Source organism: Pseudomonas sp. LTR0 (assembly GCF_036630035.1).
Lineage (GTDB): Bacteria > Pseudomonadota > Gammaproteobacteria > Pseudomonadales > Pseudomonadaceae > Aquipseudomonas > Aquipseudomonas putida_Y.
The window spans coordinates 2094909-2112693 of record NZ_CP123734.1 but is presented as its reverse complement, the minus strand read 5'-3'; the positions used below and the strand labels follow the sequence as shown (position 1 = coordinate 2112693).

22 protein-coding genes, 1 tRNA gene and 1 pseudogene are annotated in these 17785 nt (G+C 60.3%); 15 read left to right on the top strand and 9 right to left on the bottom strand.

Annotation, left to right across the window (positions count from 1 at the left end; translation table 11 throughout):
• Positions 1–67: 67 nt before the first annotated feature.
• The 4 genes from galU to QCL51_RS09675 all read right to left on the bottom strand — a co-directional run bounded on the left by galU (position 68) and on the right by QCL51_RS09675 (position 3143).
• Positions 68–907, bottom strand: a complete 840-nt coding sequence (galU, locus tag QCL51_RS09690; protein WP_014590484.1) for a UTP--glucose-1-phosphate uridylyltransferase GalU — start codon at positions 905–907, stop codon at positions 68–70.
• Between the two features lie 237 nt (positions 908–1144).
• The gene (locus QCL51_RS09685; protein WP_338444795.1) at positions 1145–2059 is read right to left on the bottom strand and encodes a c-type cytochrome; all 915 of its coding nucleotides are present in this window, start codon (positions 2057–2059) and stop codon (positions 1145–1147) included.
• Positions 2056–2706 carry a c-type cytochrome gene (locus QCL51_RS09680; protein ID WP_021784249.1) on the bottom strand — a complete coding sequence of 217 codons (651 nt, stop codon included), beginning with the start codon at positions 2704–2706 and terminating at the stop codon, positions 2056–2058. Before QCL51_RS09680 ends, QCL51_RS09685 begins: the two co-directional genes overlap by 4 nt.
• Positions 2707–2783: 77 nt before the next feature.
• Entirely contained in the window at positions 2784–3143 is a 360-nt protein-coding gene (locus QCL51_RS09675) for a hypothetical protein (protein WP_021784250.1), read from the bottom strand.
• 159 nt (positions 3144–3302) lie between these two features.
• On the opposite strand from QCL51_RS09675, the gene QCL51_RS09670 reads away from it, so the two are divergent.
• The 8 genes from QCL51_RS09670 (at position 3303) to csrA (ending at position 9065) form a co-directional block, all read left to right on the top strand.
• Positions 3303–3605 carry a DUF1883 domain-containing protein gene (locus QCL51_RS09670; protein ID WP_003250918.1) on the top strand — a complete coding sequence of 101 codons (303 nt, stop codon included), beginning with the start codon at positions 3303–3305 and terminating at the stop codon, positions 3603–3605.
• 7 nt (positions 3606–3612) lie between these two features.
• Positions 3613–3783 carry a hypothetical protein gene (locus QCL51_RS09665; RefSeq protein ID WP_021784251.1) on the top strand — a complete coding sequence of 57 codons (171 nt, stop codon included), beginning with the start codon at positions 3613–3615 and terminating at the stop codon, positions 3781–3783.
• Positions 3784–3834: 51 nt separating this feature from the next.
• A complete protein-coding gene (locus tag QCL51_RS09660; protein WP_021784252.1) occupies positions 3835–4920 on the top strand; it encodes a nitronate monooxygenase family protein in 1086 nt (361 codons plus the stop codon).
• Between the two features lie 82 nt (positions 4921–5002).
• Entirely contained in the window at positions 5003–5761 is a 759-nt protein-coding gene (gene modA, locus QCL51_RS09655) for a molybdate ABC transporter substrate-binding protein (RefSeq protein ID WP_338444794.1), read from the top strand.
• Positions 5761–6441, top strand: a complete 681-nt coding sequence (modB, locus tag QCL51_RS09650; protein ID WP_103444200.1) for a molybdate ABC transporter permease subunit — start codon at positions 5761–5763, stop codon at positions 6439–6441. Before modA ends, modB begins: the two co-directional genes overlap by 1 nt.
• Position 6442: 1 nt before the next feature.
• The gene (gene modC / locus QCL51_RS09645; RefSeq protein WP_323601289.1) at positions 6443–7534 is read left to right on the top strand and encodes a molybdenum ABC transporter ATP-binding protein; all 1092 of its coding nucleotides are present in this window, start codon (positions 6443–6445) and stop codon (positions 7532–7534) included.
• Between the two features lie 57 nt (positions 7535–7591).
• Positions 7592–8614, top strand: a complete 1023-nt coding sequence (locus QCL51_RS09640; protein WP_021784256.1) for a DNA topoisomerase IB — start codon at positions 7592–7594, stop codon at positions 8612–8614.
• 253 nt (positions 8615–8867) lie between these two features.
• Positions 8868–9065 (top strand): carbon storage regulator CsrA, encoded by a 198-nt coding sequence (gene csrA / locus QCL51_RS09635; RefSeq protein ID WP_012051904.1) that lies wholly within the window; start codon positions 8868–8870, stop codon positions 9063–9065.
• 40 nt (positions 9066–9105) lie between these two features.
• On the opposite strand, the gene QCL51_RS09630 is transcribed toward csrA, so the two are convergent.
• The 4 genes from QCL51_RS09630 to QCL51_RS09615 form a co-directional block, all read right to left on the bottom strand.
• Complete coding sequence (locus QCL51_RS09630) at positions 9106–9459, bottom strand: response regulator (protein ID WP_103470283.1); 354 nt, start codon at positions 9457–9459, stop codon at positions 9106–9108.
• Positions 9460–9470: 11 nt separating this feature from the next.
• Positions 9471–10916: an ATPase domain-containing protein gene (locus QCL51_RS09625; protein ID WP_103444197.1), complete on the bottom strand. Its 1446-nt coding sequence runs from the start codon at positions 10914–10916 to the stop codon at positions 9471–9473.
• Positions 10917–10921: 5 nt separating this feature from the next.
• Positions 10922–12082, bottom strand: coding sequence for an ATP-binding protein (locus tag QCL51_RS09620; RefSeq protein WP_103469806.1), 1161 nt, complete (start codon positions 12080–12082; stop codon positions 10922–10924).
• A gap of 84 nt (positions 12083–12166) precedes the next feature.
• Positions 12167–12442 carry a hypothetical protein gene (locus QCL51_RS09615; protein WP_028697657.1) on the bottom strand — a complete coding sequence of 92 codons (276 nt, stop codon included), beginning with the start codon at positions 12440–12442 and terminating at the stop codon, positions 12167–12169.
• A 201-nt stretch (positions 12443–12643) separates the two neighbouring features.
• Here QCL51_RS09615 and QCL51_RS09610 point away from each other — a divergent pair.
• Together QCL51_RS09610 and QCL51_RS09605 are read left to right on the top strand one after the other, a co-directional pair.
• Positions 12644–12728 (top strand) — tRNA-Leu (locus QCL51_RS09610).
• A 104-nt stretch (positions 12729–12832) separates the two neighbouring features.
• On the top strand, positions 12833–13246 hold the full coding sequence (locus QCL51_RS09605) for a DoxX family protein (RefSeq protein WP_021784521.1): 414 nt from the start codon (positions 12833–12835) through the stop codon (positions 13244–13246).
• Position 13247: 1 nt separating this feature from the next.
• On the opposite strand, the gene QCL51_RS09600 is transcribed toward QCL51_RS09605, so the two are convergent.
• Positions 13248–13442 (bottom strand): hypothetical protein, encoded by a 195-nt coding sequence (locus QCL51_RS09600; protein WP_021784522.1) that lies wholly within the window; start codon positions 13440–13442, stop codon positions 13248–13250.
• 393 nt (positions 13443–13835) lie between these two features.
• Here QCL51_RS09600 and adhP point away from each other — a divergent pair, with 393 nt between their 5' ends.
• The 5 genes and pseudogenes from adhP (at position 13836) to QCL51_RS09575 (ending at position 17745) form a co-directional block, all read left to right on the top strand.
• Positions 13836–14846 (top strand): alcohol dehydrogenase AdhP, encoded by a 1011-nt coding sequence (gene adhP / locus QCL51_RS09595; RefSeq protein ID WP_047603476.1) that lies wholly within the window; start codon positions 13836–13838, stop codon positions 14844–14846.
• A gap of 90 nt (positions 14847–14936) precedes the next feature.
• Positions 14937–15140, top strand: a pseudogene (locus QCL51_RS09590) (DUF6434 domain-containing protein); the annotation flags it as partial.
• 280 nt (positions 15141–15420) lie between these two features.
• Entirely contained in the window at positions 15421–15657 is a 237-nt protein-coding gene (locus tag QCL51_RS09585; protein ID WP_003250935.1) for a hypothetical protein, read from the top strand.
• Between the two features lie 153 nt (positions 15658–15810).
• A complete protein-coding gene (tnpB, locus tag QCL51_RS09580; protein ID WP_019437365.1) occupies positions 15811–16170 on the top strand; it encodes an IS66 family insertion sequence element accessory protein TnpB in 360 nt (119 codons plus the stop codon).
• 18 nt (positions 16171–16188) lie between these two features.
• Positions 16189–17745, top strand: coding sequence for an IS66 family transposase (locus tag QCL51_RS09575; protein ID WP_232893739.1), 1557 nt, complete (start codon positions 16189–16191; stop codon positions 17743–17745).
• The last annotated feature ends 40 nt before the right edge of the window (positions 17746–17785 follow it).

The following is a 17785-nucleotide window of genomic DNA, read 5'->3' as shown; positions in this document are numbered from 1 at the left end:
TACCGCCGTTGGCCGCAGCAAACAAAAAAGCCACCCCGAAGGATGGCTTTGAGGCCAGCAGGGCTTGTCAGTAAGCCTTGCCAGTCTTGTAGTAGTTCTCGAAGCAGAAGTTGGTCGCGTCGATGTAGCCTTCGGCACCACCGCAGTCGAAACGCTTGCCTTTGAACTTATAGGCAATCACGCAGCCATCTTTGGCCTGCTGCAGCAGGGCATCGGTGATCTGGATTTCACCGCCTTTGCCTGGTTTGGTATTGGCGATGATGTCGAAGATATCCGGGGTCAGGATGTAACGGCCGATGATCGCCAAGTTCGAAGGCGCGTCTTCCGGAGCCGGTTTTTCGACCATGTTGGTCACACGGAAAATGTCGTCGCGGATCATTTCACCGGCGATCACACCATACTTGTTGGTTTCCTGCGGGTCGACTTCCTGGATGGCGACGATCGAGCAGCGGTACTGTTTGTACAGCTTGACCATCTGCGTCAGCACGCCGTCACCTTCCGGGTTGACACACAGGTCATCCGCCAGCACCACCGCGAACGGCTCGTCGCCGATCAGTGGGCGGCCAGTGAGGATGGCGTGGCCGAGGCCTTTCATTTCGGTCTGGCGCGTGTACGAGAACGAGCACTCGTCGAGCAGACGACGAATACCGACCAGGTATTTTTCCTTGTCGGTGCCCTTGATCTGGTTCTCCAGCTCGTAGCTGATGTCGAAGTGGTCTTCCAGGGCCCGCTTGCCGCGCCCGGTAACGATGGAGATCTCGTTCAGACCAGCATCCAATGCTTCTTCAACGCCATACTGGATCAGTGGCTTGTTGACCACCGGCAGCATTTCCTTGGGCATGGCTTTGGTAGCAGGCAGGAAGCGAGTGCCGTAGCCGGCTGCCGGGAACAAGCATTTTTTGATCATATACGTCCTTACAAGAGGCTAGGCCTGTGGAATTCGGCGCAGTCTAATCAGGCGGCAGTCACCTTACAATGCCTCCCGATAACGACCATTGCCATCATAGAGATATCCCAGTGTAGATAGTTCCGGGGGATCGTGAATATTGCTGTCATACATGACCGTTGGATGACAGGCAAATCAGCGTGCCTGAGGCGGCCTCGTCGACGGGTTCACCGGCGAAAAGGCCGCCACCGGCTTACATCAACTCCCCGTCCCTTGTCCGATCAGCACCCCATCAACCTGCTGACCATACAGGTTCACCCCATCATTGGCATGAAACTTCACCCGCGTTTTCTCGATGGATCCCTCCACCAGCCGCGGGTCCTGTGGCCGCTCGTGGCGGTTGATCCACGCCGCCACGTCCCAGGCCTGCTGGTCGCTGAGGCTGCCGGGCTTGCCCAGCGGCATGTTGTACTTGATGAACGACGCAGCGGTGTTGATGCGGTGCATGCCAGCACCCCAGTTATAGGAGTCCTTGCCCCAAAGCGGCGGCATTACGTACTCGCCTGCGACCTTTTGCCCTTCACCGTTATCGCCATGGCAAATCGCGCATTGTTCGCGGTAAACCTGCTGGCCGCGCTTGAAGTCATAACCGCCCTTGGGTTGTGCCACCTCCGGATAACCACGCCCGACACTCTCCACACCGGTCGGTGCCTTGGTCGACAGCCAGTATGAATACACTGCCAATGCCGTCATCTGCGGGCTGTCAGCGGCCGGTGGCTTGCCGTTCATGCTGAACTGGAAACACCCCTGGATACGCTCGGCGAAGGTGTTGACCTTGTCATTTTTCTTGCGATACGCCGGGTACATCGGGTAGGCGCCCCACAGCGGCGCCGAATGCGCCAACCGCCCCTGATCGAGGTGGCAGTTACTGCAGTTCATGCCATTGCCCACAGCCTCGGGCATCAATCGGCGGGTATCGACAAACAAGGCATGGCCTTCACGCACCATCTTGCCAAAGGCATTATCGGGCAATTCACTCTCTGCGGGCGGCACGAACTGCGGTGCCGCCTGCACAGCGGGAACCTTCAACTGCGACTGGTCTTCCATGGCGATCGGCGTGGCCTGGGCGCTGCCCACGGTCAGCAGCAACAAGACTGGAATCATGGTTTTCATGGCGTGACCTCCTGGCTGGCGGGGCGAGCGAAGAACTCGGCAACGGCCTTGACCTCCTCATCGGTCATGGCCTTGGCCACGCCGACCATCAGCTGATTGGGGTCATTGCTGCGGCTGCCGTCACGCCAGGCGTTGAGCTGTGCCACCAGGTAACTGGCGGGCTGGCCGGCCAAGGGCGGGAAGTGTTCGCCCACTCCGCCGCCTCCCGGCCCATGGCATTGCACGCAGCCAGGAATCTGCCGACTCCAGTCGCCGTACAGGGCCATGCGGGTGGCAGGGTCATTGGCAATCTGCTGCCGGCGCAGGTCGCCAGCGGGCGCTGCCGGCAAGCTGGCCAGGTAGGTACTGACGGCCTTGATTTCATCGTCGCTCAAGGCCTTGGCCAAGGGCTCCATCACTGGCTGCTTGCGGCTGCCGTTGCGCCAGTCATGCAACTGCTTGGCAAGGTAACCGGCCGGAAGCCCGGCCAACCGTGGAAAGCCGGCGGCGGCAATGCCCTTGCCATCCGGGCCATGGCAACCAAGGCAGGCCATGGCAGCGGGGTTGGCTCCCCCCTGGGTGAAGACCTTCTGACCGTCAGCGGCATGTGCCGTGGGCCAGATCAGGATCAGCAGGCTGCCGATCATCACGCGTCTCAACGGTGTCATCACGAATCTCCTTTTCTTTTGTTATATGTTTAGGCTTAAAACATATAAGCAGAGAAAGGAAGACCCTTTGCCTCAGATCAACTTCCGGAGATGCATTCGGTTGCGGCAGTGCGCACATCCCCAAGGCGCAGTGGGAAGTTATTCAGCCGCTCGTGCAGTTTGATGCTGCTGCCGCTGCCCCGCTTGTCGATATCCACCAGCGCCGCCGGGCCCGCACTTGATGCGATTTTCTGCGGTACGATCAGCCGCAGGCCGTCACCACGCTGCTCTTCGGTCAGCGGGTCACGCGTATCGGCCAGCTTCTGCTTTACGCAATCGGCATAGGCACGCGGGCTCTTGCCAGAGATCACGTCCAGCGTTTCATGCGATTGTTCCAGCTCCGCGACACTCACGCAGCCACCCAGCGCCACCGACAACGCCGCCACCATCCACTTCATTTGCAGCACCTCTGCCTTCAAGAATTCGCTTCGACCACATCCAGGCGGTTTTGCTCCCTGCTTTGGCAGAATTATCCACGCCTGGTGATCAGCGCGGCAGTGTAACGGCACATCGTGGTATCTTTTGCTTTTGCAGATCCAAACCTTGCGGAGCATCACATGAAATTCGTACACCAGCGCGAGCACCTCAACGAGGACGATATCGTCGTCATCGAGTGCTCCCAGCGCTGCAATATCCGCCTGATGAACGACGCCAACTTCCGCAGCTTCAAGAACGGCGGCCGTCATACTTACCACGGCGGCCATTTCGAGAAGTTTCCGGCGAAGATAACCGTACCCAGCACCGGCTTCTGGAACATCACCATCGATACCGTGACCACTCGCCCGATCTCGGTCACCCGCAAGCCAACCCTGACCCACAAGATCAAGATCATCCGTCGCTCGTCGTCGAAACTCAGATAAGGCCACCATGACCCAGACCATCAAGTACGTCATCAAATACAAGCTCGACGGCCAGCGTCGCTGGGATTTCGCGTTGATGCCCGATGCCTCGCAAGAGCAAGCCCTCGAGGCCCTGCGCAAGATCCACGGCGAAGACGCCGACAAAATCAGCGACATTCAGGTCAGCAAGGCCCTGTAAGACTCGCCGCAAGTCCCCGCCGCACCGCTCGCCCCACGCAAGGAGAATCGCATGAGCCATTGGCCCGACCGCCGTATCCTCGACCTGCTGGGCATCGAGCTGCCCATTCTGCAGGCCCCCATGGCGGGGGCCACCGGCTCAGCCATGGCCATTGCCGTGGGCCTGGCAGGTGGCCTGGGCGCCCTGCCCTGCGCCATGCTCAGCGGCGAACAGGTGCGCGCCGAGATCGCCGCATTCCGCGCTGGCTGCCCGGGGCACCCGTTGAACCTGAACTTCTTCTGCCACCAGCCACCAGCGCCCGATGCCGAACGCGATGCACGCTGGAAGCAGGCACTTGAGCCCTATTACAGCGAAGTGGGCGCCGATTTCGCAGCGCCCACCCCGGTGTCCAACCGCGCGCCTTTCGACGAGCAGAGCTGCCAACTGGTCGAAGCCTTGCGCCCGGAGGTGGTGAGCTTCCACTTCGGTCTGCCCAAGGCCGAGCTGCTGCAGCGGGTAAAGGCCAGCGGTGCCAAGGTACTGTCCAGCGCCACGACCGTGGAAGAAGCAGTCTGGCTGGAGCGCAATGGCTGCGACGCGATCATTGCCATGGGTTATGAAGCCGGTGGCCATCGTGGCATGTTCCTCAGCGATGACATCACCAGCCAGATAGGCACCTTCGCTCTGGTACCGCAGGTGGCCGATGCCGTCGGCGTGCCGGTGATTGCCGCCGGTGGTATCGGCGACCACCGCGGGCTGTTGGCGGCACTGGCCCTGGGCGCCTCGGCAGTGCAGATCGGCACGGCTTACCTGTTCTGCCCCGAGGCCAAGGTGTCGCCAGCGCATCGCCGGGCGCTGGACAGCGCGCCTGCCAGCGACACCGCGCTGACCAACCTGTTTACCGGCCGCCCGGCGCGCGGCATCAACAATCGCATCATGCGCGAGCTAGGGCCGATGAGCGAACTTGCACCGCGCTTTCCGCTGGCGGGTGGGGCATTGATGCCTTTACGGGCGATCACCGACCCGCAGGGTAATAGTGACTTCAGTAATCTTTGGTCGGGGCAGGCATTGCGGCTGGGGCGGCACATGCCAGCAGGTGAGCTGACCCGGGAGATCGCCGGGAAGGCACTGGCAGTGATCGGCCACCAGGCATTCTGACAGGCAGGCTAGGCCTCTTCACGGCAACTGGTTTATCGCTATATAGTTATGGCTATAACGATAACCTCAAGGATCTGTCTTCATGCGCTTGCGCTCACCCCAGTTGACCTTCACAGCCCTGCTCAGCCTGCTGGCCTTCAACACGGCCTGGGCCGACGAAGTCCAGGTCGCGGTCGCAGCCAACTTCACAGCTCCTGTCCAGGCCATCGCCAAGGCCTTCGAAAAAGACACTGGCCACAAACTGGTCGCGGCCTATGGCGCCACCGGGCAGTTCTATGCGCAGATCAAGCATGGTGCTCCGTTCGACGTGTTCCTCGCCGCTGACGACACCACCCCCAAGAAGCTTGAAGCAGAAAAGGAAACCGTACCCGGTTCGCGCTTTACCTACGCCATCGGCACCCTGGCCCTGTGGTCTGCGAAGGAAGGCTACGTAGACGCCAAGGGTGAAGTGCTGAAGAAGAACGCATATAAACACCTGTCCATCGCCAACCCGAAAGCTGCTCCTTACGGCCTGGCCGCCACGCAGGTACTGGACAGGCTGAAGCTCACCGAGGCCACCAAAGGCAAGATCGTCGAAGGCCAGAACATCACCCAGGCCTTCCAGTTCGTCTCCACCGGCAACGCCGAGCTGGGCTTCGTCGCCCTGTCGCAGATCTACAGGGATGGCAAGGTGGCCAATGGCTCGGCCTGGATCGTGCCGTCCGACCTGCACGACCCGATCCGCCAGGACGCTGTCATCCTCAACAAAGGCAAGGACAATGCGGCCGCCAAGGCACTGGTCGAATACCTCAAAGGCCCCAAAGCCGCAGCGGTGATCAAATCCTATGGTTATGAACGCTGATGCCACTGGATGCCAGTGACCTGGGAGCCATCTGGCTGACCGTAAAACTGGCCAGCCTGACCACCCTGATCCTGCTGGTTATCGGCACACCCGTCGCCTGGTGGCTCGCGCGCACGCGCTCATGGCTGCGCGGGCCGGTGGGGGCGGTGGTGGCACTGCCGCTGGTACTGCCACCTACGGTGATCGGCTTTTACCTGTTGATCGCCCTCGGCCCGCATGGCTGGCTCGGGCAGGCCACCCAGGCGCTGGGCCTGGGCACTGTGGTGTTCAGCTTCACAGGCCTGGTGATTGGCTCGACGGTGTACTCCCTGCCGTTCGTGGTACAACCACTGCAGAATGCCTTTGGCGCAATCGGCCAGCGGCCCCTGGAAGTCGCCGCCACCCTGCGCGCCAGCCCATGGGACACTTTCGTTCATGTGGTGCTGCCGCTGGCCCGCCCTGGCTTCGTCACTGCCAGCATCCTCGGCTTTGCCCACACGGTCGGCGAGTTTGGCGTCGTACTGATGATCGGTGGCAACATCCCCGACAAGACCCGCGTGGTTTCAGTGCAAATTTTCGATCACGTCGAAGCCATGGAGTACTCGCAAGCCCACTGGCTGGCCGGTGCCATGCTGGTGTTCTCTTTCCTGGTGCTACTTCTGCTGTACGCTGGACGCCGCGGCAAAACTGGCTGGAGCTGAAATGACCGCATCGATTGTGGCGCGCCTGAAACTGGCGCGCGACGACTTTACCCTGGACGTCGACCTGCACCTGCCCGGGCGCGGCATCAGCGCGCTGTTCGGCCATTCTGGCTCCGGCAAGACCAGCTGCCTGCGCTGCCTGGCCGGGCTGGAACGGGCCGCCAGCGCCTATATCGAGGTCAACGGCGAAGTCTGGGAAGACAGCACCCGTGGCCACTTCCAGGCACCGCACCTGCGTCCGGTGGGCTATGTGTTCCAGGAGGCCAGCCTGTTCCCGCACCTGTCGGTGCGCGGCAACCTTGCGTTCGGCTGGCGCCGGGTAGCGCCCGCTGAACGCAAGGTCAGCCTCGACCAGGCTTGCCAACTGCTGGGTATCGGCCACTTGCTGGACCGCCGCCCGGCAACCCTGTCTGGTGGCGAGGCGCAGCGGGTGGGTATTGCCCGCGCCCTGCTCAGCAGCCCACGGTTGTTGTTGATGGACGAGCCGCTGGCAGCCCTCGACGGCCCGCGCAAGCGCGAGATACTGCCCTTCCTGGAGCGCCTGCATGACGAACTGGACATCCCGCTGATATATGTTAGCCACGCCCAGGATGAAGTCGCGCGGCTGGCCGACCACCTGGTGTTGCTGGAACAAGGCCGGGCGATCGCCAGCGGCCCGATCGGCGAAACCCTGGCTCGCCTCGACCTGTCGCTGGCCCAGGGCGACGATGCCGGGGTAGTGTTCGAGGGTATGGTGGTAGGGCACGACTCGCACTACGGCCTGCTTGACCTGCGCCTCCCCGGCAGCAGCGGGCCGCTGCTGCGCATCACCCACGCGGCACAGGTGATGGGCAGCACCCTGCGCGTCAAGGTGCAGGCCCGGGACGTCAGCCTGGCACTGGCGGCGGACAGCGCATCGAGCATCCTCAACCGCCTGCCGGTACGTGTGCGCGAGAGCCGCCCGGCGGCCAACCCGGCGCATGTGCTGGTCAGCCTGGATGCCGGGGGCAATGCCTTGCTTGCACGCATCACCCGCTTCTCGGCAGACCAGCTCGGCTTGCACACAGGGCAGGTACTGTTCGCCCAGATCAAGTCGGTGGCCCTTTTGGGTTGAGCATCCTTCGCGCGCGTATTGTCCATTGAGCTGTGACCCGATCGAGGCCTGCAGCCCATGCCCGACTGCCCCCTGCCGCGCACCCTGCACTACGTTGACGACAGCCAGCCGGGCCTGACCCGTCGGCGCTGGCGCGACCGTTTCATCTATCTGGATGCCGATGGCCAACGGGTACGCGACAGCGACACCCTCTCGCGCATCGCCGCACTGGTGATTCCCCCGGCCTACACCGATGTGTGGATCTGCGCCGATCCGCAAGGCCACCTGCAAGCCACTGGCCGCGATGCCCGTGGCCGCAAGCAGTACCGCTACCACGCGCAGTGGCGCGAACTGCGCGACCAGCACAAATACGGGCGCATGCTTGCGTTCGCTCAGGCCCTGCCAAAGCTGCGCGCACAGCTGGAAGCTCACCTGGCGCGGCCAGGGCTGGACCGGGAAAAGGTAATGGCGCTGGTAGTGAGCCTGCTGGACCACACCCTGATTCGGATTGGCAACCAGCGCTACCTGCGCGATAACAAGTCGTATGGACTGACCACCCTGCGCAATCGCCATGTGCAGGTCAAAGGCAGCAACATTCGCTTCCAGTTCCGCGGCAAGCGCGGCGTCGAACACAACGTCACCCTCAACGATCGGCGCCTGGCCAACTTGCTCAAACGCTGCATGGAACTGCCTGGACAGGCGCTGTTTCAGTACCTGGATGAAAACGGCCAGCGCCATAGTGTCGGCTCCAGCGAGGTCAATCAGTTTTTGCAGCAGTTGACCGGCGCCGACTTCACCGCCAAGGACTATCGCACCTGGGCCGGCAGCAGCCTGGCATTGCACCTGCTGAGGCCCTTGGCCTGGGAGCCGGAGAGTGAAGCCAAGCGTCAGGTCGCCGCGATAGTCCGCCAGGTAGCCACGCGCCTGGGCAATACGCCGGCAGTGTGCAGGCGCTGCTACATCCACCCGGCAGTCCTGGAGCACTATACGTTGGGGCGCCTGGCCAATTTGCCGAAAAACCGTGTGCGCAAAGGCCTGGACCCGGAGGAAGTGGCCTTGCTGTTGTTTCTTCAGGCTCTCGAGGAACAGGAGGACCATTAAGCTTGTCTATTCAGCCCATGATGCGAAGAAATTTCCCATTAGCCGCCAACCCCCCTATTCTTGGCAGCGAGCGCCTTGGCCGACAAACCGTTGACGGTTTGCTTTGGCACCTGCAACTGAAGACACGCAACAGAATTTGTCTGTCGGGGAATTAATATCCGCCGAAAGCGTCTTTAATGAGAAGGAAGAGGGACAAGCTCCCGCCGCCGGGGCAACTAGCCCTGCGGATTTTTATATCACCAAGGAGAACTACATGCTGATACTCACCCGTAAGGTTGGCGAAAGCATCGTCATCAACGATGACATCAAAGTCACCATTCTGGGCGTCAAAGGGATGCAGGTGAGGATTGGTATCGATGCACCGAAAGATGTTCAGGTCCATCGAGAAGAGATCTTCAAACGCATCCAGGCCGGTAGCCCGGCGCCGGAGAAGCACGAAGACTCCCACTGAGCCTCCCCCCGAGGGGCATGGATGCGCTCGACCGCCAGTCTCAGGTGCGCAGCAACTGATGCACAGTGGCGATCATCTCATCCATGTCGAACGGCTTGTCGAATATTGCGGCAAACAGGGCCGGGCATCCTTGGCTGGCCTGTGCGCCGCTCATGAGGATGACCGGCAACTCGCTTAACGCCGGGTCCTCGCGGATGGCACGCGCCAACTCCTCACCGTTGAGTAGCGGCATCATGTAGTCGGTAATCACCAACTGCACGCGCTTTTCCTTCAAAGCCTCCAGTGCTTTGCTGCCATTGCTCGCCTTTTCCACCAGGAAACCTTCGTCCTCAAGGGCAAAACCGAGGATATCGGCGATCAGGTATTCGTCATCGACAATCAGGATGGTATTCATCAGCTCGTCCGTCACCCGCTCCCCTGCGGCATCGGCGTTCCCGAGAGCACACCACAGGCACCTTCGAACGCCTTGCGCAAGGTAATGCCTTGCGGCCCGATCAGCAGCTCGTGCAAGGCCGGGTCATGATGGCTGTCACGTACTTTGAGGACCGACAGCATGCGCCGTAGTTGCGAGTCCAGTTCGACAAAGCGCATCAGCATAAGGTTGTCGACGATACTCGACAGGTCCGGTGCGGGGGCGCTTATTTCCGCGCCGAAGATGTCGCGCATCTCCCAGGTCAGGATCACACTGACATCGCGCGCGCGCAACTCACCCGCCAGCGCGCGGAAAAACGCATTGAGCCGCGTCGAGTCAATTGCCAGCCGGCTGAATGCACCAAGGCTGTCGATCACCACGCGCTTGCTGCCCTGCGCCGCCACACGCTCCAGCAGCCGCGCGCCAACCTGGTCCAGCAAGCCCTCGGTGGTCGGCTGCCAGCACAGTTGCAAGCTACCACCCTGCTCCATCGCGGCAAAATCGTAACCGAGCGAAGCGGCCTTGCTGCGCAGACGTTCGGGCGTTTCGTAAAAACCGAAATGCAACCCCGGCGCCTGCGGGGTGCTGGCACCGAGAAAGGCCAGGCCCAATGACGTCTTGCCACTTCCTGAAGGCCCCATCAACAGGCTGACTGACCCAGTGGCCAAGCCCCCGCCAAGCATTTCATCGAAGGCTGGCACACCACTGCTGACACGCGCCAAGGTGCCGCTGCCCAACTGGCTGGGGTGGCTGAACAGGGCTTCCAGGCGAGGATAGACCTGCATGCCGGACTCATCGATAAGGCATTCGTGACGCCCCGACAACGCGCCACTGCCACGGGTCTTGCGCAACTGAACATGGCGCACGGCGCGGCTGCCCACCAATTGCTCACCCAGTTCGATCACGCCATCGACCATGGTGTGTTCCGGGCTGCCTTCGTCCAGCCGGGCACTGGTCAACAGCAGAACGGTGCAGCCGGCGAAGGCTGCATGCCCCTGCAGTTCAGAGACGAACTTTTTGGTGTCCAGCGCGGTTTCCGCACGTACCCGGGCATTGAGCACACCGTCGACGATCAGCAGGCTGGCCTGTTGCCGGGCGATTTCCTGGCGCAATAACCGCACCACCGCTTCCAGCCCGTCCTGCTCAAGGGTATCAAAGGCACTGACGAACTGGATTTGGTCGCCGACCAGCGCCGGATCGAAGAAGTCCAGCGTGGACAGGTACTGGAACAAGCGTTCATGCGACTCGCTCAGCAAGGTGGCCACCAGCACCCGACCACCGCCCCGCACATGGCCGCAGGCCAACTGATTGGCGAGGATGGTCTTACCAGCCCCCGGTGGCCCCTGGATAATGTAGGAGGCGCCAGCTACCAGGCCACCCTTGAGCAACGCGTCGAGCCCGTCGATCCCCGTTACCAGTCGCTTCAGTGCCTGTGCCATGTTGTCTACCTGTCGAGTGGGCTATCCGTCTGGTCCTGATACATTGGCAAGTACAGTTGCATGCAAGTTCCCCAGCCAGGCTCGCTATCGACACAAATGGCGCCGCCGCTTTGCCGGGCGAAACCATAGACCTGGCTAAGCCCCAGGCCGGTACCCTTGCCAAAAGGCTTGGTGGTGAAAAACGGCTCGAAGATACGCGGCAGTATTTCTGTGGGTATACCTTCGCCGCTGTCTTCCACCTTGAAGCGCACGAAGCTGCCCTTGAGCCCTTCAACTTCGCCGAGCAGCTCGACCACATCGACAGTCAGGCTGATCCGGCCATGCCCCTCGATGGCGTCACGGGCATTGAACAACAGGTTGAGCAACACCATCTGCAGTTGCCCGGCATCCACCTCGATCAGCGGCAGGTCCGGTTGCAGCAATACCTCCAAGTCAATTGAGCCTGGCAAAGCATGCTCAAGCAGGCCACGCGTAGCGGTAACCAAGTCTGAAGGGGCAACGCTGGCCACATCGAGCTTGCGGTGCCGGGCAAAGCTGAGCAGTTGCTGGGTCAGTTCGGTGCCGCGCTGGCTGGCATCGAGGATGTGCTGCAACATGCGCTGGGCGCGTGCCGGGTCCTGGGTGGCCAGCGCCAGGCGCGCCGAGCTGATGATGATGGTCAACATGTTGTTGAAGTCGTGCGCCAGACCACCGGTCAACTGGCCGAGGGCTTCAAGCTTCTGCGCCTGGAACAGCTGGGCGCGCACTGCGTCCAGCTGCAGCGCCGACTCGCGACGGTCAGTGATATCGCGTGTCACCTTGGCCAGGCCTATGATCTGGCCATTTTCATCACGGATCACATCCAGTGCAGCCAGGGCCCAGAACTGCGTGCCGTCCTTGCGCACCCGCCAGCCTTCGTCCTGCGCCACACCCTGCTCCAGCGCCTGGCGCAGCAACTGATCGGGGCGGCCATCCGCACAATCCTGTGGGGTGAAGAACAACGAAAAGTGCTTGCCGATCACTTCATCGCCACGGTAACCCTTGATCCGTTGCGCGCCGGCGTTCCACGACACCACATGGCCGGAGGGGTCGAGCATGTAGATGGCATAATCCACCACCGACTGAACCAGCTGTTCATAACGATGGGCAGGCATGACGGGAGATTCGAGACAGTCAGCTGGAACCATGCAAACTCCACTGGCACAGCAGGAGGGAGGAAATGAACGTAGCCCGGAGTGTCTGCCAGTAGACAGTTGAACCACTACAGGCAGTCAGCGTTCCGGCTCGGACAGCACCGGGCCGATGCGCCGTGGCATGGCCACTTTCAGCAACCACAGGCTAAGCAGCATGATCATACCACCGCCGGCCAGGGCCAACATACGCTGCTGCTGTGAGTGCTCTGCATCGAAGCCCAGCAACAGCAGATACCCGCCCAGGCTGATCAGGCTGATGTAAAGAAAAGCACCCAGCACGAGCACCTGCGCGAACAGCAGCCGCCAGAACAACCGTGGACGCACCATGTCTTCGCCAACTCCACCCTGCGTCATTGCGGAACACCCACGGGGCCATTTACCGGGCAACAGTTGCGTGATGATGGCAAGGTGTCAATTGCCCGTTTGATCGACCCCTCTATCTGTTGATCATAGGTGCTGCAGTTGACTCAACTATAACAATGGGTTATAAAGCGCGCTTGATTGCGAAGCCCTTCTGCTTAGAAGCGAGCTGGTCGTTGCGACCCCTTCAAGCGTGCGAGTGTGGTGGAATTGGTATACACAGCAGACTTAAAATCTGTCGGCGTGAGCCTTGCGGGTTCGAGTCCCGCCACTCGCACCAAACTTCGTTGAAAAGGCGCCCTTGCGGCGCCTTTTTGCTGCCTGACGGCAATGTCTTGCGCAGCTGCTAAAGTGGAGCTTGTACTCGTCCACTGGAACGCCGCCATGCGCTACTCCCTGTTCGATGGTCAACGCGACATTATTATCCTGATCGCCCGCATACTGCTGATGATCCTGTTCGTCTTGTCCGGCTGGGCCAAGCTGACCGGCTTCGATGGCACGGTAGGCTATATGACCTCACTCGGCGCCCCTGCACCGATGCTGGCGGCAGGGATTGCCGTCATTATGGAGTTTGTCGTCGCAATCCTGTTGATCCTCGGTTTCTACACGCGACCGCTGGCGTTCCTGTTCGCACTGTTCGTGCTGGGCACCGCGTTGCTTGGCCACCCGTTCTGGAACATGGTCGACCCCGAGCGCAGCGCCAACATGACCCAGTTTCTGAAAAACCTCAGCATCATGGGCGGCCTGCTGTTGCTGGCGGTAAGCGGGCCCGGCCGGTTCTCGGTGGATGGTCGCTGAGTCAGTCGTCGCAATCGTCGAACCAGGCTGGGTGATCGCGCTCTTCGTCATCAAGGTCGTCCAGCGTTTCTTCGTCCTCCTCCACTTCATCCTCGGCGCCCTGGGCATCTGCCTCGGGCGCCACGTCGTCGTAGAGGAATTCGTGGTCGAGCAGGTGATCGTGCTCGGGTTCGTGCAGGTCGTCTTCGTCGCGCATGCTGGCTCCTGGGATAATGGCAGGCCTGTATAGGCTGATCAGGGTGCCGGGTCAATGCGTTGTCGCTTAATCCTGGGTTAACCGGCACGGCGCAGCCTGCAAGCTCTCCCTTCAAACGTCTTTTGCCCGCCTTTCATGGCGGGCTTTTTTATGGTTCTTCACGAAATGCCGACATCCGGATTGGCACACTGACCCTGCTCCGTACGTTCTTGCAGCCCGCCGCATCATTGCCGCGGGCTTTTCTTTTTTCCGCACATGCCAGTCAGGCATACGCAGGCATTTTATGGGCGCGTCCACCACGACCATGACCTGAAGCAGTTTTGCCTGGGCAGGCAAGGTCTATGCTGTCCCGGCGATACCCCAAGCTCACATCGGATAGACACGGAGGCTCTTATGAAAGCTGCTGTCGTTGCACCAGGCCGTCGCGTGGACGTGGTAGAGAAAACCCTGCGCCCTCTCGAACACGGCGAAGCGCTGCTGAAGATGCAGTGCTGCGGTGTGTGCCACACCGACCTGCACGTGAAAAATGGCGACTTTGGTGACAAGACCGGTGTAGTACTGGGCCACGAAGGTATTGGCGTGGTCCAGGAAGTTGGCCCGGGCGTCACCTCGCTCAAGCCAGGCGACCGAGCCAGCGTTGCCTGGTTCTACCAGGGTTGCGGACATTGCGAATATTGCAACAGCGGCAACGAAACCCTGTGCCGCGACGTGAAGAATTCCGGTTACACCGTGGACGGCGGCATGGCCGAGGCCTGCATCGTCAAGGCCGACTACTCGGTTAAAGTGCCCGACGGCCTCGACTCCGCTGCCGCCAGCAGCATTACCTGCGCCGGCGTCACGACCTACAAGGCAGTGAAAATCTCCAACGTCCGCCCCGGCCAATGGATCGCCATCTACGGGCTCGGCGGCTTGGGCAACCTGGCCCTGCAATATGCCAAGAACGTGTTCAACGCCAAAGTCATCGCCATCGACGTCAACGAAGAGCAACTGCGCTTCGCCAGCGAGATGGGCGCGGATCTGGTGGTCAACCCGCTCAACGAAGATGCTGCGAAGGTCATCCAGGCCAAAACCGGCGGCGCACATGCTGCCGTCGTTACTGCTGTGGCCAAAGGCGCGTTCAACTCAGCCGTCGATGCCTTGCGCGCTGGCGGGCGACTGGTGGCCGTCGGGCTTCCGTCGGAGTCCATGGACCTGAATATTCCCCGCTTGGTGCTTGATGGCATCGAAGTGGTGGGCTCGCTGGTGGGTACACGCCAGGACCTGCAGGAAGCCTTCCAGTTTGCCGCTGAAGGCAAAGTGGTGCCCAAGGTGACGCTGCGACCGATCGAGGATATCAACCAGATCTTTGACGAGATGCTGGAGGGCAAGATCAAAGGCCGGATGGTGATCCAGTTCGAAGGCTGACAGGCCGACCGAGATAATTTGGAACCACCGCAAAGCCCGTAGAGGACCACCTACGGGCTTTTGCCTTTTCAATAGTCAATGGAACAGACCATGACCGTCGACTGGCACGCTGGGCCGTTTACCCGTACCACTCAACTGGACGAGCATTACCGTAGCACGCAGAAGGTTCGTCAGTTTCTGCTCAGCGAGTGCGGGGCGGCATTCAAGTTCGACCGAGGATTCATGCTTTGGATCAAAAGTGGCACCCCATCAACCATGGGTGACGTCGCGGATGAGTGGCTACGCAGGTATGGGGGACACTCTGTATCTGAAGGCTGGAGACAGCCTTTGGCTGCAGCCGTGGCTTTCAACATCTTGTCCAACGATTCAACCATGCTGGAATAATCCATTTCCTGACTCCCTTGCTGCTGGAATTGGCTTGCGTTCAACCATAGACCGCGAACATTTCAATATTTGATGAGTAAACCTGGAAATTTCACCCATCCTTCATGCTGAAGACCAACGCCTGCAAGCTGTGGTTCAAGAAAAGTGCTCAACCTGTAACGGCGAGCCTGTGCATATTGAGGAGCTAGGTATGTCCATTCGAAGCTTGGCGAAGAACCTGCCGCCGGACCCTTCACGGGAAGGCTGGGTCATCGGATGGGGGGTCCTGAGAGACCGACATCCATGGCATTTCGTCGACGTTTATGCCGACCAGAAAACGGCCATGGCAGAGGCGCAGCGCAGAGGAGATGGCTACGTGGTGGAATTCGGCTCGCACCGCCTGGGGACGCATGAGTTTATCTGCGGTGTCACCTTACCTGAAGGCTGATGCTCGAACATGACGCAGGCCTTGAAAAACACGGCGCACTATATCGACGGCTACTTGATGAAAAATCCGTAAGTGCTCCATGAACCCCACATTCAAAGCGCTTACCTGATGCCCGATGCTGTGCTCCCGATTTCCTTCTGGAGCCAGCCCTGCATGATGCGCCCCGACAGCAAAGTCGAAAAAGTCTACCTCTACCCCAAGCCTGTGGACTTTCGAAAGTCCATCGACGGCCTTACTGCCTTGGTAGAACTGGATATCAAAGTCGCCGTGTTCGACCCCGTGCTCTTCGTCTTCCTCAACAAGGCGCGTAATCGGATCAAAGTGTTGTACTGGGAGCGCAACGGCTTCTGCCTCTGGCTCAAGCGCCTGGAAGCCGAGCGCTTCAAAATGTCGCCTGAGCCCAGCGACGAAGCGATTGTCCTGACCGTCCAAGAACTCAATTGGCTGCTCGACGGTTTCGACCTTTGGCGCAACCGTCCCCATCAGGTTTTGACTCCGCGCTACGTCGCCTGACCCGGTATAATCCGCGGCATGATTTCCGTGCCCGACAATCTCCCAGACGATCCTGCCCTGCTCAAGCAATTATTGCTTGAGAGCTATGCTGCCCGTTTGCGCGAGCAGGAAGTCAATCAGGCCCACATCGTCCAAATTGACGATCTGAAAGAGCAAATCAAGTTATGGCGTGACCGTTTCTTTGGCCGCAAGTCCGAGCAAACCGTCGATCCCAAAACGCCGCAACTGGCCATGTTCGATGAAGCGGAAAATGACCCTCTGCTGGCTGTAGTCGATGATGCCGATGAAGAAGTCGTTGTCCCGGTCAAGCGCCGTGGCAAGCGCAAGCCACTGGCGGCTAATCTGCCACGTATCGAAGTTATCCATGAGTTGCCCGAACACGAACTGACCTGCGCCTGCGGTTGCCGTAAGCATGTCATCGGCGAAGAAACCAGCGAGCAGCTCGATATCGTGCCGATGCAGATCCGCGTACTCAAACACGTGCGCAAGATCTATGGCTGCCGTGGTTGCGAGACTGCTCCTGTCACTGCTGACAAGCCCGCCCAGTTAATCGAAAAAAGCATGGCCAGCCCAAGCGTGCTGGCCATGCTGCTGACGACCAAGTACGTCGATGGCTTGCCGCTACACAGGTTTGAAAGTGTGCTGTCCCGCCACGGCATCGAGGTTCCACGACAAACCCTGGCGCGTTGGGTGATCCAGTGCAGTAAATACTTCCAGCCGCTGTTGAATCTGATGCGTGATCGGCTGCTGGAAAGTCCGGTGATTCATTGCGATGAGACCCGCGTCCAGGTGTTGAAAGAACCGGATCGAGACCCGACCAGCCAATCCTGGATGTGGGTGCAAGCCAGTGGCCCGCCTGATCGACAAGTTGTGCTGTTCGACTACACCACCAGCCGTGCGCAGGAAGTACCATTGCGTCTGTTGCAAGGCTATCGCGGCTATGTGATGACCGACGATTATGCGGGTTACAACGCTTTGGCGTTGCAGCCCGGTATCGAGCGACTGGCATGCATGGTTCACGCGCGCCGCAAGTTCGTCGAAGCACAAAAGGTGCAGCCCAAGGGTAAGACCGGACGAGCCGATGTGGCGCTGACGATGATCAATAAGCTGTATGACATCGAGCGCGACCTCAAGGAGGTCAGCGACGAACAGCGGTTCATCGGTCGCCAGGAAAGAAGCTTACCGATCCTCGGTCAGCTGAAAAGCTGGCTGGACAAGACGTACGCCCAGGTGACGCCGCAAAGCGTATTGGGCAAGGCGGTGCATTACCTGGCAAACAACTGGAGCCGCCTGGAACGGTATGTCGAAGCGGGCCATTTGCCAATCGACAACAACCTGGCAGAGCGTGCGATAAAACCGTTTGTCATTGGGCGCAAGGCTTGGCTGTTCAGTGACACGCCCAAGGGCGCCACGGCAAGTGCGCAGATATACAGCTTGGTCGAGACCGCCAAGGTCAACGGCCAGGAGCCCTATACGTGGCTGCGCCACGTACTTGAGCGCCTGCCGTATGCGTCGTCGGTCTCAGACTACGAAGCCTTGCTGCCATGGAACTGCTCGCCAGAGATACCACGGTAAGCTGAGGCCCTATCTTTTAGAAGGTGGGGTTCATGGATCG

What these genes read in the sequence shown, in the direction of transcription:
- modC (WP_323601289.1), top strand. Translation starts at nt 6,443, where the DNA reads ATGACCGCATCGATTGTGGCGCGCCTGAAACTGGCGCGCGACGACTTT.
- QCL51_RS09670 (WP_003250918.1), top strand. Translation starts at nt 3,303, where the DNA reads ATGAAATTCGTACACCAGCGCGAGCACCTCAACGAGGACGATATCGTC.
- QCL51_RS09660 (WP_021784252.1), top strand. Translation starts at nt 3,835, where the DNA reads ATGAGCCATTGGCCCGACCGCCGTATCCTCGACCTGCTGGGCATCGAG.
- QCL51_RS09585 (WP_003250935.1), top strand. Translation starts at nt 15,421, where the DNA reads ATGTCCATTCGAAGCTTGGCGAAGAACCTGCCGCCGGACCCTTCACGG.
- QCL51_RS09630 (WP_103470283.1), bottom strand. Translation starts at nt 9,459, where the DNA reads ATGAATACCATCCTGATTGTCGATGACGAATACCTGATCGCCGATATC.
- csrA (WP_012051904.1), top strand. Translation starts at nt 8,868, where the DNA reads ATGCTGATACTCACCCGTAAGGTTGGCGAAAGCATCGTCATCAACGAT.
- QCL51_RS09605 (WP_021784521.1), top strand. Translation starts at nt 12,833, where the DNA reads ATGCGCTACTCCCTGTTCGATGGTCAACGCGACATTATTATCCTGATC.
- QCL51_RS09625 (WP_103444197.1), bottom strand. Translation starts at nt 10,916, where the DNA reads ATGGCACAGGCACTGAAGCGACTGGTAACGGGGATCGACGGGCTCGAC.
- galU (WP_014590484.1), bottom strand. Translation starts at nt 907, where the DNA reads ATGATCAAAAAATGCTTGTTCCCGGCAGCCGGCTACGGCACTCGCTTC.
- modA (WP_338444794.1), top strand. Translation starts at nt 5,003, where the DNA reads ATGCGCTTGCGCTCACCCCAGTTGACCTTCACAGCCCTGCTCAGCCTG.
- modB (WP_103444200.1), top strand. Translation starts at nt 5,761, where the DNA reads ATGCCACTGGATGCCAGTGACCTGGGAGCCATCTGGCTGACCGTAAAA.
- adhP (WP_047603476.1), top strand. Translation starts at nt 13,836, where the DNA reads ATGAAAGCTGCTGTCGTTGCACCAGGCCGTCGCGTGGACGTGGTAGAG.
- QCL51_RS09600 (WP_021784522.1), bottom strand. Translation starts at nt 13,442, where the DNA reads ATGCGCGACGAAGACGACCTGCACGAACCCGAGCACGATCACCTGCTC.
- QCL51_RS09620 (WP_103469806.1), bottom strand. Translation starts at nt 12,082, where the DNA reads ATGGTTCCAGCTGACTGTCTCGAATCTCCCGTCATGCCTGCCCATCGT.
- QCL51_RS09680 (WP_021784249.1), bottom strand. Translation starts at nt 2,706, where the DNA reads ATGACACCGTTGAGACGCGTGATGATCGGCAGCCTGCTGATCCTGATC.
- tnpB (WP_019437365.1), top strand. Translation starts at nt 15,811, where the DNA reads ATGATGCGCCCCGACAGCAAAGTCGAAAAAGTCTACCTCTACCCCAAG.
- QCL51_RS09675 (WP_021784250.1), bottom strand. Translation starts at nt 3,143, where the DNA reads ATGAAGTGGATGGTGGCGGCGTTGTCGGTGGCGCTGGGTGGCTGCGTG.
- QCL51_RS09615 (WP_028697657.1), bottom strand. Translation starts at nt 12,442, where the DNA reads ATGACGCAGGGTGGAGTTGGCGAAGACATGGTGCGTCCACGGTTGTTC.
- QCL51_RS09685 (WP_338444795.1), bottom strand. Translation starts at nt 2,059, where the DNA reads ATGAAAACCATGATTCCAGTCTTGTTGCTGCTGACCGTGGGCAGCGCC.
- QCL51_RS09575 (WP_232893739.1), top strand. Translation starts at nt 16,189, where the DNA reads ATGATTTCCGTGCCCGACAATCTCCCAGACGATCCTGCCCTGCTCAAG.
- QCL51_RS09665 (WP_021784251.1), top strand. Translation starts at nt 3,613, where the DNA reads ATGACCCAGACCATCAAGTACGTCATCAAATACAAGCTCGACGGCCAG.
- QCL51_RS09640 (WP_021784256.1), top strand. Translation starts at nt 7,592, where the DNA reads ATGCCCGACTGCCCCCTGCCGCGCACCCTGCACTACGTTGACGACAGC.